We start from the raw sequence: 23,605 nt of genomic DNA, 5'->3' as shown, positions 1-23,605 counted from the left end.
TCTTGTCAGGTCTCCGCGGATCGGGTTCGTGTGCAGGGTAACGCCATTCCCACGGCGCCGACCTGCGTCGATCCGCGCTTTACGTGTTGAAGTACTTGGCTTCGGGGTGGTGCGCCACGATCGCGTCGGTGGACTGCTCCGGGTGGAGCTGGAACTCCTCGGACAGCACCACGCCGATGCGTTCGGACTCGAGCAGGTCGACGATCTTGGCGCGGTCCTCGATGTCCGGGCACGCGCCGTAGCCGAAGGAGTACCGGGCACCGCGGTAGCCGAGCTTGAAGAACTCCCGCACGTCCTCGGGGTCCTCCTGGGCCACCGTGCCGCCCTTGGACCAGGCCAGCTCGCGGCGGACGCGGCGGTGCCAGTACTCGGCCAGCGCCTCGGTGAGCTGCACGCTCAGCCCGTGCACCTCCAGGTAGTCCCGGTAGGCGTTCTTCGCGAACAGCTCGTTGGCGTAGTCGGCGATCGGCTGGCCCATGGTGACCAGCTGCATCGGCAGCACGTCCACCTGGCCGGTGCGCTCGGCCTGCTCCCGGGTGCGGAAGAAGTCCGACAGGCACAGCCGCCGGTCGCGCTTCTGCCGCGGGAAGAAGAACCGGGTGCGCTCCGGGGCGTCCGGCTCGTCCTTGTCCAGCACGACGAGGTGGTTGCCCTCGGTCACGCACGGGAAGTAGCCGTAGACCACCGCCGCGTGCTGCAGGATGCCCGCGGTGGACAGCTCGTCGATCCAGTGCCGCATCCGCGGCCGGCCTTCGGTCTCGACCAGCTCCTCGTAGGAAGGGCCTTCGCCCTTCTTGGCGCCGCGCAGGCCCCACTGGCCGAAGAACGTCGCCCGCTCGTCCAGCAGCGCCAGGTAGTCGGCGACAGCGACGCCCTTGACCACCTTGGATCCCCAGAACGGCGGGGTCGGCACCGGCTCGTCGGTGGCCACGTCGGACCGGGTGGTGTCGTCGTAACCGGGCTCCTCGCCCTGCTCGGCCTTGCGCTTCTCCGCGATGCGCAGCGAACGCTCGCGCCGGGCCTTGCGCTCGGCCTTCTTGGCCTCCTCAGCGGCGTCCTCCTCGGGGCTGTCACCGCGCTTGATGGACATCAGCCGGTCCATCAGGTGCAGGCCCTCGAAGGCGTCCTTGGCGTAGCGGACGTCGCCCTGGTAGGCCTCGTCGAGGTCGTGCTCGACGAAGGAGCGGGTCAGCGCCGCACCACCCAGCATCACCGGGTACTTCTGCGCCAGCCCCCTGGAGTTCATCTCCTCCAGGTTCTCCTTCATGATCACCGTGGACTTCACCAGCAGGCCGGACATGCCGATGGCGTCGACGCGGTGCTCCTCGGCGGCTTCGAGGATGGCGCCGATCGGCTGCTTGATGCCGATGTTGACCACGTCGTAGCCGTTGTTGGACACGATGATGTCGACCAGGTTCTTGCCGATGTCGTGCACATCGCCCTTGACCGTGGCCAGCAGCAGCTTGCCCTTGCCGCTGGAGTCGTCCTTCTCCATGTGCGGTTCCAGGTGCGCCACCGCGGCCTTCATCACCTCGGCGGACTGCAGCACGAACGGCAGCTGCATCTGCCCGGAACCGAACAGCTCGCCGACGACCTTCATGCCGGCCAGCAGGTTCTCGTTGATGATCTGCAGCGGCGCCTTCTCGAGCATCGCCGCTTCCAGGTCGGCCTCCAGGCCGTTGCGCTCGCCGTCGACGATCCGCCGCTCCAGCCGCTCGAACAGCGGCAGCTTGGCGAGCTCCGCAGCACGGGAGGCGCTGCTGGACTTCGCGGTCTGCCCCTCGAACAGCTCCATCAACTTCTGCAGCGGGTCGTAGCCCTCGCGGCGCCGGTCGTAGACCAGGTCCAGGGCGACGTTGCGAGCCTTCTCGTCGATCTTGCTCATCGGCAGGATCTTGGAGGCGTTGAGGATCGCGGTGTCCAGCCCGGCTTCCCGGCACTCGTTGAGGAACACCGAGTTGAGCACCTGCCGCGCCGCCGGGTTCAGACCGAAGGACACGTTGGACAGGCCCAGCGTGGTCTGCACCTCCGGGTGGCGCGTCTTGAGCTCCCGGATCGCGTTGATCGTCTCGATGGCGTCCTTGCGGACCTCTTCCTGACCGGTGGTGATCGGGAAGACCAGGCAGTCGATGATGATCGCGGACTCGTCCAGACCCCAGTTGGTGGTCATGTCCTCGATCAGCCGCTCGGCGACTCGCAGCTTCCACTCCGCGGTGCGTGCCTGGCCCTCCTCGTCGATGCAGGTCACCACCACGGTGGCGCCGTGTTCGACGGCCATCCGCATGACCCGCTCGTAACGGGAGCCCGGCTCGTGGCCGTCCTCCCAGTTGACCGAGTTGATCGCGCACCGGCCGCCCAGGTGCTCCAGTCCGGCCTGGATCACCTCGGGCTCGGTGGAGTCGACCATGATCGGCAGCGTCGAGGCGGTGGCCAGCCGCGAGGCCAGCTCCCGCATGTCGACCGTGCCGTCCCGGCCCACGTAGTCCACGCACAGGTCGAGCATGTGCGCGCCCTCGCGGGTCTGGGCCTTGGCGATCTCCACGCAGTCGTCGTAGCGGCCCTCCAGCATCGCCTCGCGGAACGCCTTGGAACCGTTGGTGTTGGTCCGCTCGCCGACGTTGAGGATCGAGGCGTCCTGGTCGAACGGCACCGTCTGGTACACCGACGACACCGCCGGAACGTGCTCCGGGCTGCGCGGCTCGGGGGTGATCCCCCGGACCGCCTCGGCCACCGCACGCACGTGCTCGGTGGTGGTGCCGCAGCAGCCGCCGACCAGGCGTGCGCCGTAGTCGTTGACGAAGCCGACCAGCGCTTCGGCCAGCTCGTCGGGCTGCAGCGGGTACACCGCGCCGTTGGGGCCCAGCTCGGGCAGGCCGGCGTTGGGCATCACCGACAGCGGGATCCGGGAGTTCTGCGCCAGCACCCGGAGGTGCTCGCTCATCTCCGCGGGACCGGTCGCGCAGTTCATCCCGATCAGGTCGATGCCCAGCGGCTCCAGCGCGGTCAGCGCCGCGCCGATCTCCGAGCCGACCAGCATGGTGCCGGTGGTCTCCACGGTGACCTGCGCGATGATCGGCACGTGCCGCCCGGCTTGGGCCATCGCCCGCTTGGCGGCGACGATCGAGGCCTTGGTCTGCAGCAGGTCCTGCGAGGTCTCCACGAGCACCACGTCGATGCCGCCGTCGAGCATGCCCAGGACCTGCTCGAGGTAGGCGTCGCGCAGCTGCGTGTAGGGAGCGTGGCCCAGCGTCGGCAGCTTGGTGCCCGGACCGACCGAGCCCAGCACGAACCGGGGCCGGTCCGGGGTGGAGTACTTGTCGGCGGCCTCGCGGGCCAGCGCCGAGCCCTTCTCGGCTAGCTCCCGGATGCGCTCCGGGATGTCGTACTCGGCGAGGTTGGCCCAGTTCGCGCCGAAGGTGTTGGTCTCGATCGCGTCCGAGCCCGCCTCCAGGTAGCCCCGGTAGATCGAGGACACCACATCGGGCCGGGTCACGTTCAGGATCTCGTTGCAGCCCTCCAGGTTGGCGAAGTCGTCCAGCGTCAGGTCGAAGCCCTGCAACGCGGTGCCCATCCCGCCGTCGGCGACGAGGACGCGCTCGCCGAGGGCGGTCAGGAACCCGCTCGGATCGTTCTGCCGATCTGCCATGCCGTGCCTACTCCCGTTGCTCAGCTGAGCTTCGCCCCGATCTCACCCGCAGCCTCGTCACCGTATGCCTCGGCGACTCGAACGAGGAACGATTCGCGCTCCACCTGGTACTCCTGCGGGCCGTCCGCCTCCAGTGAAACGGTCGCCAGCGCGCAACCTAGCTGGAGCGTCCGCTCGAGTTCCATATCGTGGGAAAGGCCGGCCAGGAACCCGGCGCGCAGCGCGTCGCCGACGCCGGTCGGGTCGCCCTTCTGCTTCTCCCTCGGCGGAGCCACCTCGAGGGTGGGCTGGTCCTTCGACTCCACCTGGACGCCCTTGGGGCCCAGCGTCGTCACCCACTTGCCGACCCGGTCGAGCACCTCGCCGTGGCTCCAGCCGGTGCTCTGCAGCAGCAGGCCGTGCTCATACTCGTTGGTGAACAGGTACTCGGCACCGTCGACCAGCTTGCGGATCGCGTCGCCGTCCATCCGGGCCAGCTGCTGGCCGGGGTCGGCGAGGAACCGGTAGCCGCGGTCCCGGCACTCCTGGGTGTGCCGCAGCATCGCGTCCGGGTCGTTGGCGGAGACGACGACCACGTCCAGTCCGCCGACGCGGTCGGCGACCGGCTTGAGCTCGATGTCGCGGGCCTCGGCCATCGCACCGGCGTAGAAGGTGGCGATCTGGTTGAAGTCGGTGTCGGTGGTGCACAGGAACCGAGCGGTGTGCTTGGTCTCCGAGACGTGCACCGAGCCGGTGTCCACGCCGTGCCGCTCCAGCCAGGATCGGTAGTCGTCGAAGTCGCGGCCGACGGCGCCGACCAGGATCGATCCGACGCCCAGCTGCCCGAGGCCGAAGGTGATGTTGGGCGCCACCCCACCGCGGCGCAGCACCAGCTCGTCGGCCAGGAACGACAGCGACACCTGCTCCAGGCGGTCGGCGACGAGCTGCTCGGCGAACCTACCGGGGTAGGTCATCAGGTGGTCGGTGGCGATGGATCCGGTCACCGCAATCCGCACTGCACTACTCCTTTACCAGGGGGCGATGGCCCCTAAGCTCCATTGAACGACCGGCGCACCGGGCTGCGGGGCGCAGTTGCCCGCGCCCCGCAGCCCGCGCACCAGCTCCGGGCGACCGACTCAGATGCCGGCGGCGCTCTTCAGCGCCTCGGCGCGGTCGGTGCGCTCCCACGGCAGGTCGACGTCACTGCGCCCGAAGTGACCGTACGCGGCGGTCGGGGCGTAGATCGGGCGCAAGAGGTCCAGGTCACGCACGATGGCGGCCGGACGGAGGTCGAAGACCTCGTTGACCGCGGCCTGGATCTTGACCGGATCGACGTTCTCGGTGCCGAAGGTCTCGACGAACAGGCCCACCGGGGCGGCCTTGCCGATCGCGTAGGCGACCTGCACCTCGATGCGGCTGGCCAGACCAGCGGCGACGGCGTTCTTGGCGACCCAGCGCATCGCGTAGGCGGCCGAGCGGTCGACCTTCGACGGGTCCTTGCCGGAGAACGCGCCACCGCCGTGGCGGGCCATGCCGCCGTAGGTGTCGACGATGATCTTCCGACCGGTCAGGCCCGCGTCGCCCATCGGGCCACCGACCACGAACCGGCCGGTCGGGTTGACCAGCAGCCGGGTGTCGGCGGAGTCCAGCCCGACCCGCTCGATCTCCGGGTCGATGACCTTCTCCTTGATGTCACCGGCCAGCATGCCCTCGAGGTCGATGTCGGCGGCGTGCTGGGTGGACAGCACCACGGTGTCGAGGCGAACGGCCTGGTCACCGGCGTACTCGATGGTGACCTGGGTCTTGCCGTCGGGACGCAGGTACGGCAGCACGCCGTCCTTGCGGACCTTGGTCAGCCGCCGCGACAGGCGGTGGGCCAGCGCGATCGGCAGCGGCATCAGCTCGTCGGTGTCGTTGCAGGCGTAGCCGAACATCAGGCCCTGGTCGCCGGCGCCCTGCTTGTCGATCTCGTCCTCGGCGCCCTCGACCCGGGTCTCGTGGGCGGTGTCCACGCCCTGGGCGATGTCCGGGGACTGCGATCCGATCGCGACGTTGACGCCGCAGGAAGCACCGTCGAAGCCCTTCGCGGAGGAGTCGTAGCCGATCTCCAGGACCTTGTCCCGCACGATGGTCGGGATGTCGGCGTAAGCGCTGGTGGTGACCTCGCCGGCGACGTGCACCTGACCGGTGGTCACCATGGTCTCGACGGCCACGCGCGACTTGGGGTCCTGGGCCAACAACGCGTCCAACACGGCGTCGCTGATCGCATCGCAGATCTTGTCCGGGTGTCCCTCGGTCACCGACTCACTGGTGAACAACCTGCGGTTGATCTCACTCACGACTGCTCCTCACCTCACACTGCTGCGGCGTTGATCCTTGCGTACGGCGGTGACCATTTACGGCACCGGGGGGTCTCACGCCCGGGCGTGGATGATGCCCCAGGCCAGGTTGCCCGCCTTACCACCGGAGACCCAGTTCTTCAGACCGGTCTTCATCTTGGCCCGGTACTCGTCGCTGATCTTGTCGGCGAGCTCGGCCTCGCGGCTCTCCAGCACCTCCAGCACGCGCCCGTAGTGGACGGGCAGGTACTGGGTCAGGTCGTCGAACTCGAAGTTCTGCAGACCGAGCCGGGCCAGCTCGCGGCGGTAGAAGCTCGGGGAGCCCATCGTGTCGAGGTTGATCCGGTTCAGGATCGGCCCGAGGTCCTTCATCCGCGCACCGTCGGCTGCCATCGGGTCGGTGAAGATGAAGGAACCCCTGCCCTTGAGCACGCGGGTCACCTCTTCCAGCACCCGCTCCCGGTCGCCGCTGTGCAGGATCGCATCCTGCGACCAGACGATGTCGAAGGCATTGTCCTGGAACGGGATGTCCTCGAAGGAACCGTCCTTGACCTCGATCAGCTCGTCCAGGCCGACGGCCCGGTTGAACTCGACGTTGCGGGCGTTCTCCACCTCGCTGAGGTTGAGGCAGGACACCTTGCAGCCGTAGGTCTTGGCCAGGTGGCGGGCGGCGCCGCCGTAGCCGGAGCCGATGTCGAGGATCCGGGTGTCCGGGGTGACCTCGACCTTGCTCGCCATCCGCTCCACGGTCCGGCGGGACGCGGCGTCGATGTCCTCGTCGGGCGTCTGGTAGATGCCGACGTGGATGTCGTTGCCTCCCCAGACGTGGTAGTAGAAGTTGTCCGCGTCCTCGGAGTTGTAGTAATCGCGGGCGGTGTGCACTGCGGTCGAGTAGACGTCGGAGAGCTCCTCGTCCGGCCGGTACTTCTTCTCCGCGACGTGGATGAAGAAGTCCGGTTCGTCGTCGTGGTAGGTCTCCTGGAAGTCGCCGTAGGTGTCGATCCGCTGGAAGCCGACCTCGCGCATGAGCCGCCGCGTGTAGTTCTTCCGCAGCGGGTACATGTTCAAGAAGAATTCGGACTTGTCCGGGAACGTGTACTTGAATCGAGCCAGGCCGTCGTCGATGTAATCCGGTTCCGCGGAAACATCATCACCGGCGTAGTAATAGGTGTGCTTCGAGGAGAATCCGTTGTCCAGAATCGCGTCGTAATTTCGCTGGTCGATGATCAGCACGCCGTCGTGCTTGAGCATCGCGTAGAACTCAGCGAGCGCTTTGCGCCGATCCCGTTCGGAGAACAGGTGGGTGAACGAGTTGCCCAGGCAGATGATCGCGTCGTATTCGCCGTGCACGTCACGATTCAGCCAGCGCCAATCCGCGTGCACCACGCGCAGGATGTGACCGCCGTAGGTCAGACCGTTGCTGAAGGCCTTGGCCAGCATCTGCGGGCTGCCGTCGGCGCTAACCGCCTCGAAGCCCTCCTCCAGCAGCCGCACCGAGTGGAATCCGGTGCCGGTGGCCACGTCGAGGACCGAACGAACGCCGCGAGCCTTGAGCTGGTCGATGAAGAACGAGCCTTCGCTCTCGTAGCGTTTCTTCCAGTCGATGAGCTCATCCCACTTCTCCACGAAGCTGCCGACGTACTCGTGGGTGTAGTGGTCGGACTCGCGCACTTCCAACGGATTCTCGCCGAACACCTGCTCCTCGCGCGCCACCAGATCGGCGGTATCCGGAGATCCGGGGGTTGCGCTGGATGCGAGGTCGTCCACGCTCTTGGCCATGCTCCACTCCCACCACTCACGTTGGTCATGCGCCACCGCACACACTCGAGCGCGCGCAAAATCGCACCCGAGCTCGTCCGTGGCCGCGCCGGGTCGCCACTGCAAAAAGGCAACACCTCAGATCGGCGCGGGCAGCCGAGAAACGCTCAAGGCCGCAATGCACAACGCCGATCTCACTCGATCGGCATCCTTGCCGATCGGCGTGACGCGGAATTCCTGCGTCAGTTGAACAACTTATGCGAAGGAGATCTCAAAGCAAGCGTACAAACGTGTGACGCTAATCACCGCAATACGATGAATGCGTGATTCGAAAAATCACCCTGGGTGAATGAATGCGCTACCACCAGCGCCAATTCAGAGTATTTGCACGAGGGGTAACGATCGGATGCGTGCAGTGCGTCATGGAGTTGTGTACACTGCGCGCGCATCGACTTAGCACAACAGTTGAAAATTCCGCAACCGCAAGCCGATGAGAATTGGATGACCAGGCGCCGCGGCGGTCGACTTCTTCTCTTCTCAGCCGTTTCATCGCGACGCGGACCAAAGATGTTACGATGCCGGCCCGTGCAATTCCAGTGCCATTCGCGACGTTTCGATCCCCCATTCGGACCTGCGGTGGAACGTGGCACGCACCCGGAGGCGCGTGCCACGCGTGCTCACCCCTTCAGCTCCGGGAAGTCCTCCTCGCGGAACTCCCCGCCCCGACCGCCGGCGTCGGTCAGCTCGTCCTCCCGGCGGCGCAGCTCCACCCGGCGGATCTTGCCGGAGATCGTCTTCGGCAGCTCGTAGAACTCCAGCCGCCGCACCCGTTTGTAGGGCGCCAGCTGCTCGCGCGCGAACCGCAGGATGGACAGCGCGGTCTCCCTGGTCGGCTCGTGCTGCCCGGTGAGCACCACGTACGCCTTCGGCACCGACAGCCGGATGGCGTCCGGCGCCGGCACCACCGCCGCCTCCGCGACCGCCTCGTGCTCCAGCAGCACGCTCTCCAGCTCGAACGGCGAGATCCGGTAGTCGGAGGCCTTGAACACGTCGTCGGTGCGGCCCACGTAGGTGATGTAGCCGTCCGCGTCGCGGGAACCGACGTCACCGGTGTGGTAGTGACCGCCCCGCGTCACCGCGGCGGTGCGCTCGGTGTCGTCGGCGTAGCCGGTCATCAGCCCCACCGGGCGCGGCTGCAGCGCCAGGCAGATCTCGCCCTCCTCGGCGGGCTCACCGGTGACCGGGTCGAGCAGCTGGACGTCGAACCCGGGCAGCGGCCGCCCCATCGAACCGGACCGCACGTCCTGCCCCGGGGTATTGGCCACCTGCACGCTGGTCTCGGTCTGGCCGAAGCCGTCGCGGATGGTCACCCGCCAGGCGCGGCGCACCTGCTCGATGATCTCCGGGTTCAGCGGCTCGCCCGCGCCGACCACTTTGGACGGCGGAGTGGCCAATGTGGTCAGGTCGGCCTGGATCAGCATCCGCCACACCGTCGGCGGGGCGCAGAAGCTGGTGACGCCGCAACGCTGCATCTGCGCCATCAGCGCGGCGGCGTCGAACCGCTCGTAGTTGTAGATGAACACCGTCGATTCGGCGTTCCACGGCGCGAAGACGTTGCTCCAGGCGTGCTTTGCCCATCCCGGCGAGGAGATGTTGAGGTGCACATCGCCCGGTTCCAGGCCGATCCAGTACATCGTGGACAGATGTCCGATCGGGTAGGAGACGTGGGTGTGCTCCACCAACTTCGGCAGCGCGGTGGTGCCGGAGGTGAAGTACAGCAGCATCGGATCGTCTGCGCGGGTGGTCCTGTCCGGCGTGAACTCCTCGTCGGCGACAGCGCTGTCCGTATAGGACGTCCACTCCGGAACCGGCTCACCGACGGCGATCCGGGTGTAGTCGCCGGGCACGTCGGCGAACTTCGCGGCATCGGCCGATGTGGTCACCACGTGCTTGGCGCGGCCCCGGTCGATGCGGTCGCGCAGGTCGGCCGGGCCGAGCAGCGGTGTCGCCGGGATGATCACCGCGCCGAGCTTCATCGCGGCCAGGATCGTCTCCCACAGCTCCACCTGGTTGCCCAGCATGAGCACCAGCCGGTCGCCGCGGGCCACGCCGAGCCCGCGCAGCCAGTTCGCGACCTGGTTGGAGCGCCGCGTCATGGCCCGAAACGACACCTTGCGCTCCGAGCCGTCGGCCTCGACGATCCACAGCGCGGTACCGTCGCGCCGCTGACCGATCGAGTCGAACCAGTCCAGCGCCCAGTTGAACTCGGCCGGTCGCGGCCACTGGAACTCCCGCCGCGCGGTGTCGTAGTCCGTCCGGTGCCGCAACAGAAAATCCCGCGCGGTCAGGAACATCTCGGTAGCGCTACCTCGGGCCTCGGTCACGTCCACACCCTCCTGGGCTCGGCAACATCGCCGGAATGCTGAAGCGGGCCAACAACGTAACCCCGTTGATCCCAGCGGATCCACGACTTTGCTCCGATTTGCGGGCCCTCTTTCGGCCGCGTTGACTGTCCGTGCGTTCATGGTCATTGTTGTCGATTGATGGAGCTCCGTGTTCGATCAAAATCGACAGCTCGCCCCCGGCGATGAGGAGTGGTTCCAGCATGGGCTTGCGCGGCGATTCGAGCAGCGATCCCCTCTCCGGCTCCCCCGCCGCCTGCCCTCCACCGACCACCGCGACGCGACTTCCGTTGAAGTCGGACGTGCGATTTCAATGGAATTCGCACACATCCCTCTCGGTTCCGCCTGCATCTGGAGGCAACGTTGTTGTTGCGCGTCCTGCTGCTCACCGCACTGCTCGCGGCGTCTTCCGGGATCACCGCGCCCCCCGCGATGGCCTCCGCTGAGGCGTGGCGGCCGAAGCCGCCGCCGTTGACCACGCCGTGGACCGACCAAGTCGGCCCGGACAACGCGCTGCCCGAGTACCCCCGCCCGCAGCTGACCCGCGACCACTGGCTGAACCTCAACGGCCTGTGGTCCTACGGCGGTGGCAGCACGCCGCCGCGGCAGACCCACGAGCAGATCCTGGTGCCCTACCCGCCGGAATCCGGGCTGTCGGGCATCCAGCGACACGACGACCACATGCTGTACCGGCGGACGTTCCAGCTGCCGCCGGACTGGGCCGGGCAACGCGTGCTGCTGCACTTCGGCGCAGTCGACCAGAAGGCCGAGGTGTCGGTCAACGGCCGCCAGGTCGCGGTGCACGAAGGCGGCTACACCGCATTCAGCGCGGACATCACCGATGCGCTCAACGGCAAGGGCAGGCAGGAAGTCTCGGTCGCCGTGGAGGACCGCAACGAGGCCAACCCGTATCCCGTGGGCAAGCAGCGCAACCACCCGAGCGGAATCCTCTACACCTCGGCCTCCGGGATCTGGCAGACCGCCTGGCTGGAGCCAGTGCCGCCGGAGCACGTCGCCAAGCTCGACATCACCCCGGACCTGACCGGGTTCGATCTCACCGCGCACACCTCGGCGCAAGGCGGGCAGCCGGTCGAAGCCGTCGTCCTCGACCGGGACGGCCAGGAGGTCTCCCGGACCGAAGGACAGGCCGGCACCACGCTGCGGCTGCCGGTGCCCGAGCCGCACCTGTGGACGCCCGACGACCCGTACCTCTACGACATCAAGGTGCGGCTGCTCGACTCCGGCGACGAGGTGGGCAGCTACGCCGGGCTCCGCACCGTCGAACTGCTGCCCGACGCGCAGGGCCGACCGCGGATGGCGCTCAACGGCAAGATCGTGTTCCAACACGGGCCCCTGGACCAGGGCTTCTGGCCGGACGGCATCTACACCGCGCCGACCGACGAAGCGCTGCGCTTCGACCTGGAGGCCACGAAGGAGCTGGGCTTCAACATGGTCCGCAAGCACGTCAAGGTCGAACCGGCCCGCTGGTACTTCTGGGCCGACCGGCTGGGCCTGCTGGTGTGGCAGGACATGCCGTCGCTGCCGATCGACCTCGCCGACCCGCCGGGCAGCAACCCGGCGCCGACCGAGCAGGAGCGCGCCAACTACCGCACCGAGCTGACCGCCATGATCGACCAACTGCGCAGCGTCACCTCGATCGTGGCCTGGGTGCCGTTCAACGAAGGCTGGGGCGAGTTCGAGACCGCCGACATCGCCGACCTGACCAAGCGCACCGACCCCACCCGCCTCATCAACATCAGCAGCGGTGTGAACTGCTGCTACTCGCTGCCCGACAGCGGCGCCGGGGACATCTACGACGACCACACCTACGTGGGGCCGGGCAGCCCGCAGGTGCGCGACCACCGCGTGGTGGTCGACGGCGAGTACGGCGGTCTGGGGCTGGTCGAGGAGGGCCACCTGTGGCCGGGCCCGCCCGGCGCGTACGAGATGACCGACAGCCGCGAGGCTTTGACCCGGCGCTACGTCGAGGTCAACGACGCCCTGGTGCGGATCATCAAGTCCAACGGCTTGTCCGCGGCGGTCTACACCCAGACCACCGACGTGGAGAACGAGGTCAACGGCTTCCTCACCTACGACCGCCGAATCCTCAAACCCGACCAGGACGCGGTCCGCACCGCCAACCAGGAAGCCATCGACGCGGGCACCCCCTGACGTCGACTGGCATGCCCACCAGCACCGGGCCACAGTGGACCCGGCCACCACGCGTCACCGTTCTCCGAGGTCCCGTCACCTAACGAGGAACTACAGTTTCAATTGAAACTGTAAAACCCACCCACGGCGGATCACAGTTTCAATTGAAACTGTGGCTCGGGTTGTCCACCCATCGGGAGGAAAGCACGATGCGACGCTTCAGCAGACGCGCGGCGCTCGTCACCGCGGCCGGCGCCACCACCGCCGCCGCGCTCGCCGGACCCGCCGGCGGCTCCGCTGTGGCGCAGCCGCCCGGTGGGGTGCAGACCGCGAACGGCCGGTTGTACGAGATCCGCTCCGGCAGGCAGCGGGCGGTGATCGCCGGGGTGTCCGCGACGCTGCTGTCCTGGCAGGTCGATGGGCGGGAGCTGTTGCTCACGCACAGCGCCGACGAGGTTGGCGAGGGCTACCGGGGCAAGACGATCCTGCCGTGGCCCAACCGCATCGACCACGGCAGCTACACCTTCGAAGGCCAGAAATTGCAGGTACCGGTCAGCGAGCCCGAGCGCGATGCAGCGCTGCACGGCCTGATGAGCTTCGTGGAGTGGCAGCCCGTCCAGCACCGAGCGGACGGGGTGGTGCTGGAGTACCTGCTACCGCCGTCCTACGGCTACCCGTTCCAGCTGTCGTTCCAGATCGAGTTCGCCGTGGACGACTCCGGGGTGCGCAGCACGCTGACGGCGAAGAACGTCGGCCGCACCGCCGCCCCGTTCGGCACCGCCAACCACACCTACCTCGCCGCGGGCGCCGACCGCATCGACGGCATCGTCTTCGAGCTGCCCGCGAGCACGCACTACTTGGTGAACGACCGGCTGATCCCGACCGGGAAGGACTCGGTGGAAGGCAGCCAGTACGACTACCGCCAGGCCCGGCCGATCGGCGATACCAAGATGGACACCGCCTTCACCGACCTGACCCGCGGTCCCGACGGCAACGCCGTGGTGCGCTTCGCCCGCCAGGACGGCATCACCGCCGAGCTCTGGGTCGACCCCACGCACGGCTACCTGCAGGTCTACACCGACGACAGCCCGAGCACGGAGCGGCCGACACGCCAGGGCATCACCGTGGAGCCGATGACCTGCGCCCCCAACGCTTTCGTCACCGGCGACGGTCTGATCACCCTGCAACCGGGCGAAACCCACCGCGGCACCTGGGGATACCGCATCGCCCGCTGACGGATCGTCGTTCCTCGGCCCGCCGGTACAGTGATCGCGTGGCCGAGTACATCCAGATCCCCACGCCCGCCGGGAAGTTCGACGCCCTGACCGCCGGCCCGCAGGACGGCCGCCCGGTCCTGTTGCTGCACGGCTTCCCCGAAGCCGCCGTGGAGTGGAGCGAGCAGCTCTCGGTGCTCGGCGCCGCCGAGTGTTTCGCGGTCGCGCCGGACCAGCGCGGCTACTCCCCGGGCGTGCGCCCGGAGCAGGTCAGCGACTACCGGATGTCGGAACTGGTCGGGGACGTGCTGGCCATCGCCGAGCACTTCGGCTGGGATCGCTTCGACCTGGTCGGCCACGACTGGGGCGCCGCTGTGGCGTGGGCGACCGCCGCCGAGCACCCCGACCGCATCCGCACCCTGACCTCCGTGTCGGTGCCACACCTGGACGCGTTCAACGCGGCGCTGGGCAGCGACGAGGACCAAGCCCAGCGCTCGGCGTACATGCAGGGCTTCCGCAATTCCACCGCGGAGAAGACGCTGCTGGCCGACAACGCCAAGAAGCTCCGGCAGATCTACTACCCCGGCGTGCCGGAGCACCACGTCGACGACTACGTGCAGCGGCTGACCGAGCCGGGCGCGCTGACCGCGGCGCTGAACTGGTACCGGGCCGCGCGCTACGACAGCGGCGAGCTCGGGCCGATCGAGGTGCCGACGCTGTACGTCTGGAGCACCGAGGACGTGGCGTTCGGTTCGACGGCGGCGATGGCCACCGCGGCGCACGTCACCGGGCCCTACCGGTTCGAGATGCTGGAGGAAGTCTCGCACTGGGTCCCGGAGGAAGCGCCGGACAGCTTCACCCGGCTACTGCTGCAGCACCTGGTCAGCCACCAGGCGTGAAAGAACGTGCGGCGGGATCCAGGTCCCGCCGCACGTTTCGCTGGAGAAGATCAGGGGCGGTTCTGCGGCAGCGAGTCCGCCAGGAACCCGACGAACTCCGTGCCGACCGCGTCGAACACCGCGCCCTCGTGGCCGCCCGGCACGTAGGAGACCACCGGGGTGTTCGGGTGCCGCTCGATCAGCTCGTTGATGCCGTCCAGGAACGGGTCCGCGTCGCCGGTCCACACGCCGACCGGCACGTCGCCGAGCTCGTCGAGACGGCGCAGCGGGTCCACCTTCAGCCACTCGTCCTCACTGGTGAAGGCTTCCTTCTCCTTCATGCCGTCCCAGTCCAGCTGCAGCGCCGGGGCGAGCTCGGCGACAGCGGCAACGGGCTTGCCCGCCACGCTGCGGTCCTCGGCGTAGGTCAGCGCGCCGAACCCTCCGGTCGATATCCCCGCAACGGCGAAGGGCAGACCTTCCTCATCGCCGAAACCGCGCTCGCGCAGCCAGTCCGGCAGCTCGTCGTTCAACATCGACGCGAGGTCACCGTTGGCCGAACCGTCGTTCCAGTACGGGTTGTAGCCGCCGTCGGCCACTGCGAACGCGAACGCCGGGATCTGGCCCTCGTGGTAGAGCCGCTCCAGCGAAGCCAGCGTGTCGTACGGGATCGGCGTCGGGTCCACGCCGTCGCGACCGTGCAGGTAGAGCACGACCGGCAGGTTCTCGGTGGACTCCAGCCCGGTCGGGTAGGCCAGGTAGAGCTGCACGTCGGTGCCGCGGCTCTCGGAGTAGACCTGCTCGGTGTGGATCTCCGGCATGGCCTGTTCGGACGCGGCCGGCGCGGCGTCGACCGCCGGTTCCGGCGGGGCGGGTGGAGCCGGTGGAGCCGGTGGCTCTGCGCACCCGGCGAGCGATACCACTGCTGCTGCCGCCGCGAGCAAGCTTCCGATTCTCCGTGCGCGGGACACGCCACCTCCAAGTCCGTTAGGTCTGATTCCCACGTTACCGACCCGTAGATCCTTGCCCGGACCTCGGGTGGCCGCGAGCATGGCAGCAAGATCCGCCAGCGCGGGCGGATCAGGAACGCTGAGGAGCGGCACGTGAAGGGTTCCGAAAGCCTGCTGGCCACCGCGGTCAGCGCCGGCGTCCAGGTCTGCTTCGCCAACCCCGGCACCACCGAGATCCCACTGGTCGAGGCGTTCGACCAGGTCAAGGGACTGCGGTCGGTGCTAGCGCTGTCCGAGGGAGTGGTCACCGGAGCAGCCGACGGTCACGCCCGGATGACCGGTACTCCAGCGATGACGCTGCTGCACCTCGGCCCGGGATTCGCCAACGGGATCGCGAACCTGCACAACGCGCGCCGCGCCCGCACACCGATGATGAATCTCATAGGCGAGCACGCCTCCTGGCACCAGGCCGCCGATGCGCCGCTAACCAGCGATATCGAATCGTTGGCGGGCCCCGTTTCGGGCTCGGTGAGTCGCACCACGTCGGCGGCGAACGCCGCCGCGGAGTTCGCCGAGGCATACCAAGCCACCATGCAGCAGCGGCTCCCCGCCACGCTCATCACTGCTGCCGACCACATGTGGGAACAGGGCGGCAAACCCGTCGAGATCGCGGCGGTGCCCGAGCCACCGACGGTGGACGACGAGCAGGTCACCGCGATCGCCAAGCTGCTCGCCAGCGGAAGCGGGCGCCCCGCTTTCCTGCTCGGCGGGCGCGCGCTGGAACCCGACGGGGTCCGCGCCGCGGCGCGCATCGCCGCCACGGTCGGCGGTGAGCTGTTCGCCGAACGCTCTCCCGCTCGCATCGACCGAAGTCCGGGGATCCCTCCCATGCGGTCGATCCCGTACTTCCCGGAGGACGTTCTCCGCACCCTGGAAGGGTTTTCGCACCTGATTCTGGTCGGCGCCCGCACCCCGGTGTCGTTCTTCGGCTACCCGGGCGTGCCGAGCTACCCAGTGCCTGACGACATGCAGGTGCAGACCCTCGCCGACGTCGAGCAGAACGCCGTCGAGGCGTTGCAGGCACTGGCGGAGGCGACCGGCAGCGCGGCCACCGAACTACCGGTGATCGCGCGGCCCGAGGTGCCGACGCCGAACGGCGCGCTGTCCGCGGCCGACATCGCAGCGGCGATCGTGCTCACCCAGCCGGAGAACGCGATCGTGGTCAACGAAGGCGTGTCCTCCGGTGCGGCGTTCCCCGCGATTGCCGCGGCTGCGCCAGCGCATTCGGAGCTGACCAACACCGGCGGCGCGATCGGCATGGGTCTGCCGGTGGCCACGGGTGCCGCGATCGCCTGCCCGGACCGGGCGGTCATCAACTTCCAGGCGGACGGCAGCGCGGCCTACAGCGTCCAGGCACTGTGGACACAAGCTCGCGAAGGCTTGAACGTCACGACCGTGATCTGCGCGAACTCCCGCTACGGAATCCTGCAAGCGGAGCTCCGCCGGGCGGGCGTCGACCACCCAGGTCCGGCGGCCGCGAGCATGACGAGCCTCGCCGGGCCCACAGTGGACTGGACGGCGGCAGCGCGCGGCTTCGGCGTCCCCAGCACCCGCGCTACGACCGGCACCGAACTCCTCGACGCCCTGCGCCGAGCCCACGCCGAACCTGGCCCCCACCTCATCGAAGCCGTCCTTTGAAGTCGACCTCCGGGATCCCTTGGGCGGGGTGTCAGTTCTGCCTATAACTGACACCCCGCCGTGCCCGGCGTTCACAGGACGACGATGCCGAGGAAGGCCCGGGTCATGCGACCTCCAGCTCGCGGGTCGGGCCGAAGAGCTCGAAGTGGATCCGGTCTTCGGCCAGGCCTCGGGCGATCAGTTGGCGGCGCACTCGCGCCATGAACGGCAACGGTCCGCACAGGTAGGCCTCCGCTTCGGCGGGCAGGTCGACGTCGTCGAGGTCGATCAGGCCGGACCGCAGGTGGACGTCGGTCCGCCGGACGTCGAGATCCTCGTACCAGCGGTGCAAGGTCGCGGACGGGAGCTCGTCGACGAGGGTCTTCAGCTCGGCGCGGTGGGCGTGGCGGGCCGGTGAGCGATCGGCGTGCAGCACCAGCACTTCCCGGTGCGGTGAGGTGCGCCGGAGGTGGTGCAGGAAACCGATCATCGGGGTGATCCCGATGCCCGCGGAAACGAGCACCAGCGGAGCCTCACCGTCGGACAGGACCAGTTCTCCGAAGGGCGCGGAAACTTCGAGCTCGTCGCCTTCGAAGACGTTGTCGTGCAAGAAGTTCGAGACCTCGCCGGCGGGGACGAGCGCGTCTTCGGACCGGTTGGGCGGGACCGCCTTCACCGAGATGCCCACCGAAGTCTCGTCGGGCACCCGGGTGATGCTGTACTGCCGGATCTGGCGGGCTCCGTCGCGGAGCCGGACCGCGACCGAGACGTACTGCCCCGGCCGCGCGGACGGTAATGGCGCATCATCGGGCGCTGCCAGCACGAAACTCACGGTGTCAGGCGCCTCCTGCGCCCGCTGGCGAACCACGAGTGTGCGCCAGACATCGCCGGGCGCCACCCCGGCCTCGTCGTACAGGGTTCGCTCGATCTCGACGAGGGTGTCGGCCATGTGCCAGTAGACCTCGTCCCACGCGGCCGCGACCTCCGGTGTCACCACCTCCTCGCCGAGGACTTGGACGATCGCGGCGAAGAGGTGTTCGTGGACGATCGGGTACTGGTCCGCGGTGATGCCCAGCGAGGCGTGCTTGTGCGCGATCCTGGTGAGCACCGTCCGCGGGTCCGGGCCCTCCGCCGCGACGAGCAGGGTGGCGTAGGCCGCGATGGCCCCGGCCAGCGCGCGCTGCTGGTCGCCCTGTGCCTGGTTGCCGCGGTTGAACAGGTCGCGCTCCAGTTCGGGGTGCGCGGCGAAGAGGCGCCGGTAGAACACCGGCGTGATGTCGTCGATGGCCGCGCCGATCACGGGCAGGGTGGCGCGGACGACTTCGGTCGAAGCTGAGGAGATCATCGGGGGCGCCTTCGTCGGTCGGACCTGCTTCGGTGGGATGCCGATCAGCTCGGCGGGCCGGTGGCGAGCGAGAGCAGCAAGGATCGGGTAGGCGGCGCGGCGACGTCCGCGATGGTCAGCGGGTCCAGCGCGGCGAAGAACGCCTCCTGCGCTTGACGCAGCGCCGATCTGAGCCGGCAGCCACCGCGGAGCGGACAGGGGTTGGCGCCGTCGCACTCCACGACCTCCCCCGCGCCTTCCAGCTCGCGGACGACGAACCCCACCGAGGTCTCGTGCGCACCTGCGGCGAGGCGGAGTCCGCCCGCGCGGCCGCGCCTGGTCTCGACGAGCCCGAGCTTCTGCAGCTCGGTCACGACCTTCGCGGCGTGGGTATAGCGGACGTGGAGCTGCTCGGCGAGCGTCCTGGTCTGCGCCCGGTCGTCCTCGTCGAGCACGGCCAAGCGCATCACGATGCGGAGCGCGAGATCGGTGAACGCGGTGAGCTGCACACCTGCACGCTATTATATTCCGCATCTCAGATGCGGAATAAATTCTGGTGGGCTCCGCCACTACCTGGAGAACGACCGTGAGTCCCTCCGGGACTCGACCCGAAGGGACTCACGGACCCCCAGTGCTCAACCCGCGACGAGCATCCGCTCGTCGTCGAGCAAGCCGTGGCGGATCGCGAACGATGCCGCTTCCAGGCGGGAGTGCACCCCGAGCTTGGTCAGCACCGACTGCACGTGCGTGCGCACAGTTGTCGGTGCCACCCCCAGTTGTTTGGCCATCGCCGTGGTGTGCGCGCCGTCGACCAGCATGCGCAGGCACTGCCGTTCCCGGGCGGTCAGATGGGAGGCAAGCCTGCGGGCGTCGGTGGTGCCAGCCAGGCGCGGCGTGCGCGAGGCCGCCAGCTCGACGACCACCTCGCCGTCCATCACGCCGCGGATCGCCCCGGCCAGCACCGCCAGCCCGCACATCTTGTTCACGTAACCCGCCGCTCCCTTGCCCAGCGCCGTGCGCATGCCTTGGACGTCGCAGTCGGCGGTGAGCACCAGGATCCGGGTGCGCCCGCCGGCGTTGAGCAGCTCGCCGATCACGTCCAGGCCGTCGCCGTCGCCGAAGAACCGGTCCAGCAGGCAGAGGTCCGGTTGGTGGGCTCGGACCGCGGTGACCACGTCTCCGACGTTGTCGGCGGTGCCCACGACCCGGTGGCCGTGCTGCGGCAGGGTCGCGACCAGCGCGTCGACGAAGATCGTGTGGTCGTCGCCGAGTACCAGGTCCGTCATCCTGGTCACCTCGCCAGGTGCGACGGGAACACCAGCCGCGCGCAGGTTCCGCCGCCCGGTGCCGGGTCGACGCGCAGTTCGGCACCGCAGCGCCGGGCCAGCGCGACCACGATGCTCAGTCCGAGCGAGGCCATGCCGCGCGGTCCGCGGCCGAATCCCGGTCCGTCGTCGGTGATCTCGACGCGCAGCTCCCCCACGGACTCGCGCACCGCCACGGTCACCCTGCTGCCCGCGGCGCGCACCGCGTTGTCCAGCAGGTTCGACACCATCCGCCACAGCAGCGTCTGATCGGTGCGGATGGTGACCTCGGCGCCCTCCAGCAGCACCACCTCGGCCGGTCCGCGCAGCGACTTGACCGCGACGAGCTGGGTGAGCAGCTCTCGCAGTGCGAAGCCGTCCTCGCGCGGCTGTTCGCGCAGGTCGACCAGCTCCAGCAGCCGGTCCAGCTCCAGTTCCATCAGCTGCAACCGGTGCAGCGCTTCGCCAGGCAACGCCGGGTCGGCGCGCAGGCCGTCCGCGATGTAGGACAGCGTCGCCAGACCGTGCCCGAGATCGTGCAACAGGCTGCGCAACTCAGTTCCACCCCGCGAACCGCGAGGACCGGGCAGTTCAGGTGCCCGGACCGTTTCGGTAATCGTGTGCACAGCGACTCCTCTCCCCCAACAGCAGTCTGTGCTACCCGGCAAATCGCCTACTGCACGCGAGGTGTTGCAACTGCTGCACGATGGGGGGTGCGGCTACTCCACGTGCAGAAGGAAATCGGGCTTCCGGGCGGCACCGGTCGTCGTTCCCGCGGCGAACCGCTACGTTGCGTCACTCCGCTCGATACGCCCTGTCCAGGGCAGTTGCCAACGCCCCGATCTCGTGACGGCCGTCCAGCCGAGCGCGCGCGGCCCCTGCCAGCCGGGCGGCTTCGATCGGGTTGTCCAGGAGGTGGGCCACGGCAGCGGCCAGCAGGTCAGGCCGGTGCGGTGGCACGAGGAGTCCGGTCTCGCCGGGCGCCACGACGTCGCCGACCGCGTTGACGGCGGTGGCCACCACCGGAACTCCGCAGACCATGGCTTCGACGACCGCCAGCGGCAGCCCTTCGTACCGGCTGGGCAGGGTGAACACGTCGAACGCGGGAAGCAGGTGCGCCACGTCGTCGCGCTCCCCCGTGAACACCACTTCGACACCGGCGTCGACGGCGAGCGTGCGGACTTCCGCTGCCTCCTCACCACCACCGATCCACACGCCCACCACGTCGGGGCGCCTCAGCGCGGCCAGCGCGGCGACGAAGTGCTCGGGCGCCTTCTGGTAGGTCAGACGACCGACTGCACCGACCACCACGTCCTCGGGCGCCAATCCGAGCAGCTCCCTGGCGCGCTGCCTGTTGTCATCTGTGCAGGTAGGAGCGGTGTGGTCGACTGCCACGCCGATCGTGCGGATGCGTTCGGGCGGCACGAGGCCGCGCTGCAACGCCTCGACCGAGACACCGGTGCCGACGCACAACGCGAGGTCGGTGATGCGTCCTAGGCGGCGTTCGATCTCGATGTAGGCGCGCCGCCGGTAGGCCGGTTGGAAACGGTGGAAACCGAAGCCGTGGAAGGTGTGCACGACCCTGCCCACTCCCGCCCGGTGGGCTGCTATTCGGCCGACCGCACCAGCTTTCGAGCAGTGCGTGTGCACCACGTCGAACCGCCGCAACAGCGCGGTCAACCGGCGCAGGGCGAGCAGGTCGTAGACCGGTGAGATCGGGGCGCGCAGCGCGGGCTCGACGATGGTCTCCAGCCCGGCTGCCTCGGCTTCGGGCAGCAACCGGCCGGATCCGGCGATCACCGCGACCTCGTGCTCGTCCGGATCCAACGCCTTCGCCCCGCGCAGCGCCAGGACTCCGGCGCCGCCTTCGAGCCGGGTGATGACGGTGGCGACGCGCAGGCTCACCGCACGAGGTCCAGTTCGTCGTCGGCCCGCAGGCCGGCCGCGCAGGCGACGCTGACCGCTTCCAGCTGGCTGTGCACCTGGAGCTTGGCCAGGATGCTGCGGGTGTGCGTGCGCACGGTTTCAGCGGAGATCAGCAGGTCTTCGGCGATCTGCGCTCCGCGCTTGCCGTTGACCATGCGGGTCAGCACATCCCGCTCCCGGTCGCTGAGCACGTCCAGCGGGCCGTTGCGCTCATTGGCACGCACGGTGTCCTCGCGCAGTTCCCGCAGCACCGGGCCGAGCAGGTCCGGCGGATACCAGCTGTGCCCGCGGCACACGCCCAGCAGCACCTCGGTGAGCTCCTCGAAGCTTCGTTCCTTGGGCACCCACGCTGCCGCGCCGGCGCGAGCCGCCGCGATGGCCTGACTTGGTTCGCGGACACCGGTCAGCACGACGATCGCCGTGCTGGGCCGGATCCGCTGCAGCTGGGCCAGCAGGCGTCCGGTGCCCGCTCCGGCGGGTTCGACGTCGAGGGTGAGCACATCGGGTTTGGTCTGCCGCACCACCTCGGACAGTCGCGGATCGCTGGTGGCGCAGTGCCCCACGACCCACAGATCGGTCACCTCGGCCAGCCTGGCGCTGAGCGCCTCGGCGAGCATCACGTGGTCGTCAACCATGAGCAGTCGCAGCACGTTCACCGCCCCAGCGTGACCGAACCGCAGCGCCCAGTCCTCGTCCAACCGCACGAGAACGCCTGTCCGACATCATCATCCAGTGCGAGCGGCGCTTCGATCCACCACGTGGCGGTCGGGACTGCGCCAGCGACCAGAGGACTTCGTCAGCCAGGCACCGGGAATCGCGTACAGCGCGATCGCCGCGTCGAGAACTCTCAACGGCAGGAACAGCAGACCGACCAGCAGGTAGCGCGGTTGGCGTTGCAGCAGCGCGACTATGCAGGTCAAGGCCAGGTCCGGGATCAGCACTCCGAACAGAAGAGCGGACGGCGTCGCGAATCCGCTGACGAACTGGTGTGCCTCGCCCAAGACCGGCACGTCGAGCAGACCGGGCAGCAATGCGGGCAGCAGGAGCGCCACGAGCACCACCGGCAACACGACCAGAAGCACGCTGCTGGTGAGCATTTCCAGCAGCAGCAACGCGAGCATGGCGGTGAACAGGTTCGCCCGCGGCGGGTGCAGCCGCACCGTCTGCCACAGGCCCAGCGCCCAGCGCTTGCACTGCTTCACGTAGTCCTTGAGCGTGCCCGGGTCCTGGGTCGCGGCCACCGCTGCCGGCGTGAAACCCACCTTGCCGAGCCGTTTCTGGTACACCTCGAAGGTCATGTTGAAGTCCTCGATGACCAGCCCAGGCGGGTTGACCTCGATGCGCGGCAGCACCTCGGTGCGGTACAGGCTGGCGAAGCCGGGAACGATGTGGGTGGCGTTGGTGCGCCGCCAGGTCTGGCCGAACTTCAGCAGGTACTGCGTCATCGTGTAGATCCGCTGCCGGTGGAAGGCGACCAGCTTGCCGATCATCCCGAGACCACGTCCGCGCCAGGTGGTCTTGACGCATCCGGCGACAGCCACCACCTCGGGATCGTCGAAAAGCCGCAGTGCTGCGTCGAAATAGCCGGGCTGAACGTGGGTGTCGGCGTCCAGAAGCATCACCACCGGATACCGATCGACCAGCCTGAACCGGCGGATCGCCTCCTTCAGGGCACCCGCCTTGCCGACGTTGCGCGCGGTGCTGATCACCTGCACCCCGCACTCGCGCACCAGTTCCACGGTGCGATCGGTGGATCCGTCGGAGACCACGTGCACGTTCTCCACCGGCACGAGCGCGGTGATCGCCGCGATGCTGTCGACGATCACCGCTTCCTCGTTGTGCGCGGGCATCAGCACCGCGACGTCGTCGACACCGAGCCCGCCCTGGAGCCGGTCCAGGTCCACCACCGAATCATCAGCGCTCCGGCGGTCGCGCCAGCGCTGCGCCGAGCTGTCCAGCAGGCGCAGCAAGCCGATCACGCCCCACAGCGCGAAGTTGGCGCCGAACACCGCGATCGCCAGCAACCACCACGGAAACATCCCACCCACCCCCGACCG

The 23,605-nt window shown here is 68.6% G+C and carries 17 protein-coding genes; 4 read left to right on the top strand and 13 right to left on the bottom strand.

Annotated elements, in window-relative coordinates; genetic code table 11:
• Positions 1 to 79: 79 nt before the first annotated feature.
• The 5 genes from metH to ACWCO2_RS11690 all read right to left on the bottom strand — a co-directional run bounded on the left by metH (position 80) and on the right by ACWCO2_RS11690 (position 10,076).
• Entirely contained in the window at positions 80 to 3,646 is a 3,567-nt protein-coding gene (gene metH, locus ACWCO2_RS11710) for a methionine synthase (protein WP_450127687.1), read from the bottom strand.
• A 20-nt stretch (positions 3,647 to 3,666) separates the two neighbouring features.
• Positions 3,667 to 4,641 carry a carbohydrate kinase family protein gene (locus ACWCO2_RS11705; protein WP_450127686.1) on the bottom strand — a complete coding sequence of 325 codons (975 nt, stop codon included), beginning with the start codon at positions 4,639 to 4,641 and terminating at the stop codon, positions 3,667 to 3,669.
• 120 nt (positions 4,642 to 4,761) lie between these two features.
• A complete protein-coding gene (gene metK / locus ACWCO2_RS11700) occupies positions 4,762 to 5,964 on the bottom strand; it encodes a methionine adenosyltransferase (RefSeq protein ID WP_450127685.1) in 1,203 nt (400 codons plus the stop codon).
• A 75-nt stretch (positions 5,965 to 6,039) separates the two neighbouring features.
• Positions 6,040 to 7,743: a glycine/sarcosine N-methyltransferase gene (locus ACWCO2_RS11695; protein ID WP_450127684.1), complete on the bottom strand. Its 1,704-nt coding sequence runs from the start codon at positions 7,741 to 7,743 to the stop codon at positions 6,040 to 6,042.
• Between the two features lie 656 nt (positions 7,744 to 8,399).
• Positions 8,400 to 10,076 (bottom strand): AMP-binding protein, encoded by a 1,677-nt coding sequence (locus ACWCO2_RS11690; protein WP_450127765.1) that lies wholly within the window; start codon positions 10,074 to 10,076, stop codon positions 8,400 to 8,402.
• A gap of 480 nt (positions 10,077 to 10,556) precedes the next feature.
• Between ACWCO2_RS11690 and ACWCO2_RS11685 the strand changes: the two genes are divergently transcribed.
• The 3 genes from ACWCO2_RS11685 to ACWCO2_RS11675 all read left to right on the top strand — a co-directional run bounded on the left by ACWCO2_RS11685 (position 10,557) and on the right by ACWCO2_RS11675 (position 14,388).
• Positions 10,557 to 12,296: a glycoside hydrolase family 2 protein gene (locus ACWCO2_RS11685; protein WP_450127764.1), complete on the top strand. Its 1,740-nt coding sequence runs from the start codon at positions 10,557 to 10,559 to the stop codon at positions 12,294 to 12,296.
• Between the two features lie 188 nt (positions 12,297 to 12,484).
• A complete protein-coding gene (locus ACWCO2_RS11680; protein WP_450127683.1) occupies positions 12,485 to 13,510 on the top strand; it encodes an aldose 1-epimerase family protein in 1,026 nt (341 codons plus the stop codon).
• A gap of 38 nt (positions 13,511 to 13,548) precedes the next feature.
• Positions 13,549 to 14,388, top strand: coding sequence for an alpha/beta fold hydrolase (locus ACWCO2_RS11675; protein ID WP_450127682.1), 840 nt, complete (start codon positions 13,549 to 13,551; stop codon positions 14,386 to 14,388).
• A 50-nt stretch (positions 14,389 to 14,438) separates the two neighbouring features.
• On the opposite strand, the gene ACWCO2_RS11670 is transcribed toward ACWCO2_RS11675, so the two are convergent.
• Complete coding sequence (locus tag ACWCO2_RS11670) at positions 14,439 to 15,188, bottom strand: alpha/beta hydrolase (protein WP_450127681.1); 750 nt, start codon at positions 15,186 to 15,188, stop codon at positions 14,439 to 14,441.
• Positions 15,189 to 15,470: 282 nt separating this feature from the next.
• On the opposite strand from ACWCO2_RS11670, the gene ACWCO2_RS11665 reads away from it, so the two are divergent.
• Positions 15,471 to 17,015 carry an acetolactate synthase large subunit gene (locus ACWCO2_RS11665; protein ID WP_450127680.1) on the top strand — a complete coding sequence of 515 codons (1,545 nt, stop codon included), beginning with the start codon at positions 15,471 to 15,473 and terminating at the stop codon, positions 17,013 to 17,015.
• A 103-nt stretch (positions 17,016 to 17,118) separates the two neighbouring features.
• Here ACWCO2_RS11665 and ACWCO2_RS11660 read toward each other — a convergent pair whose 3' ends face one another.
• The 7 genes from ACWCO2_RS11660 to ACWCO2_RS11630 all read right to left on the bottom strand — a co-directional run bounded on the left by ACWCO2_RS11660 (position 17,119) and on the right by ACWCO2_RS11630 (position 23,587).
• Positions 17,119 to 18,339: a globin domain-containing protein gene (locus ACWCO2_RS11660; protein ID WP_450127679.1), complete on the bottom strand. Its 1,221-nt coding sequence runs from the start codon at positions 18,337 to 18,339 to the stop codon at positions 17,119 to 17,121.
• Positions 18,340 to 18,383: 44 nt separating this feature from the next.
• Complete coding sequence (locus tag ACWCO2_RS11655; RefSeq protein WP_450127678.1) at positions 18,384 to 18,827, bottom strand: RrF2 family transcriptional regulator; 444 nt, start codon at positions 18,825 to 18,827, stop codon at positions 18,384 to 18,386.
• Between the two features lie 126 nt (positions 18,828 to 18,953).
• On the bottom strand, positions 18,954 to 19,604 hold the full coding sequence (locus tag ACWCO2_RS11650; protein WP_450127677.1) for a LuxR C-terminal-related transcriptional regulator: 651 nt from the start codon (positions 19,602 to 19,604) through the stop codon (positions 18,954 to 18,956).
• A gap of 5 nt (positions 19,605 to 19,609) precedes the next feature.
• Positions 19,610 to 20,176: an ATP-binding protein gene (locus tag ACWCO2_RS11645; protein ID WP_450127676.1), complete on the bottom strand. Its 567-nt coding sequence runs from the start codon at positions 20,174 to 20,176 to the stop codon at positions 19,610 to 19,612.
• Positions 20,177 to 20,417: 241 nt separating this feature from the next.
• Entirely contained in the window at positions 20,418 to 21,527 is a 1,110-nt protein-coding gene (locus tag ACWCO2_RS11640) for a glycosyltransferase (RefSeq protein WP_450127675.1), read from the bottom strand.
• A complete protein-coding gene (locus ACWCO2_RS11635) occupies positions 21,524 to 22,252 on the bottom strand; it encodes a LuxR C-terminal-related transcriptional regulator (RefSeq protein ID WP_450127674.1) in 729 nt (242 codons plus the stop codon). The genes ACWCO2_RS11640 and ACWCO2_RS11635 overlap by 4 nt, the downstream gene beginning before the upstream one ends.
• Before the next feature lie 21 nt (positions 22,253 to 22,273).
• Entirely contained in the window at positions 22,274 to 23,587 is a 1,314-nt protein-coding gene (locus ACWCO2_RS11630) for a glycosyltransferase family 2 protein (RefSeq protein WP_450127673.1), read from the bottom strand.
• Between the last annotated feature and the right edge of the window lie 18 nt (positions 23,588 to 23,605).

It is taken from the genome of Saccharopolyspora sp. NPDC002376 (assembly GCF_053593195.1).
The sequence above is the reverse complement of the archived record's forward strand: the minus strand, read 5'-3'. Positions and strand labels throughout refer to the sequence as shown.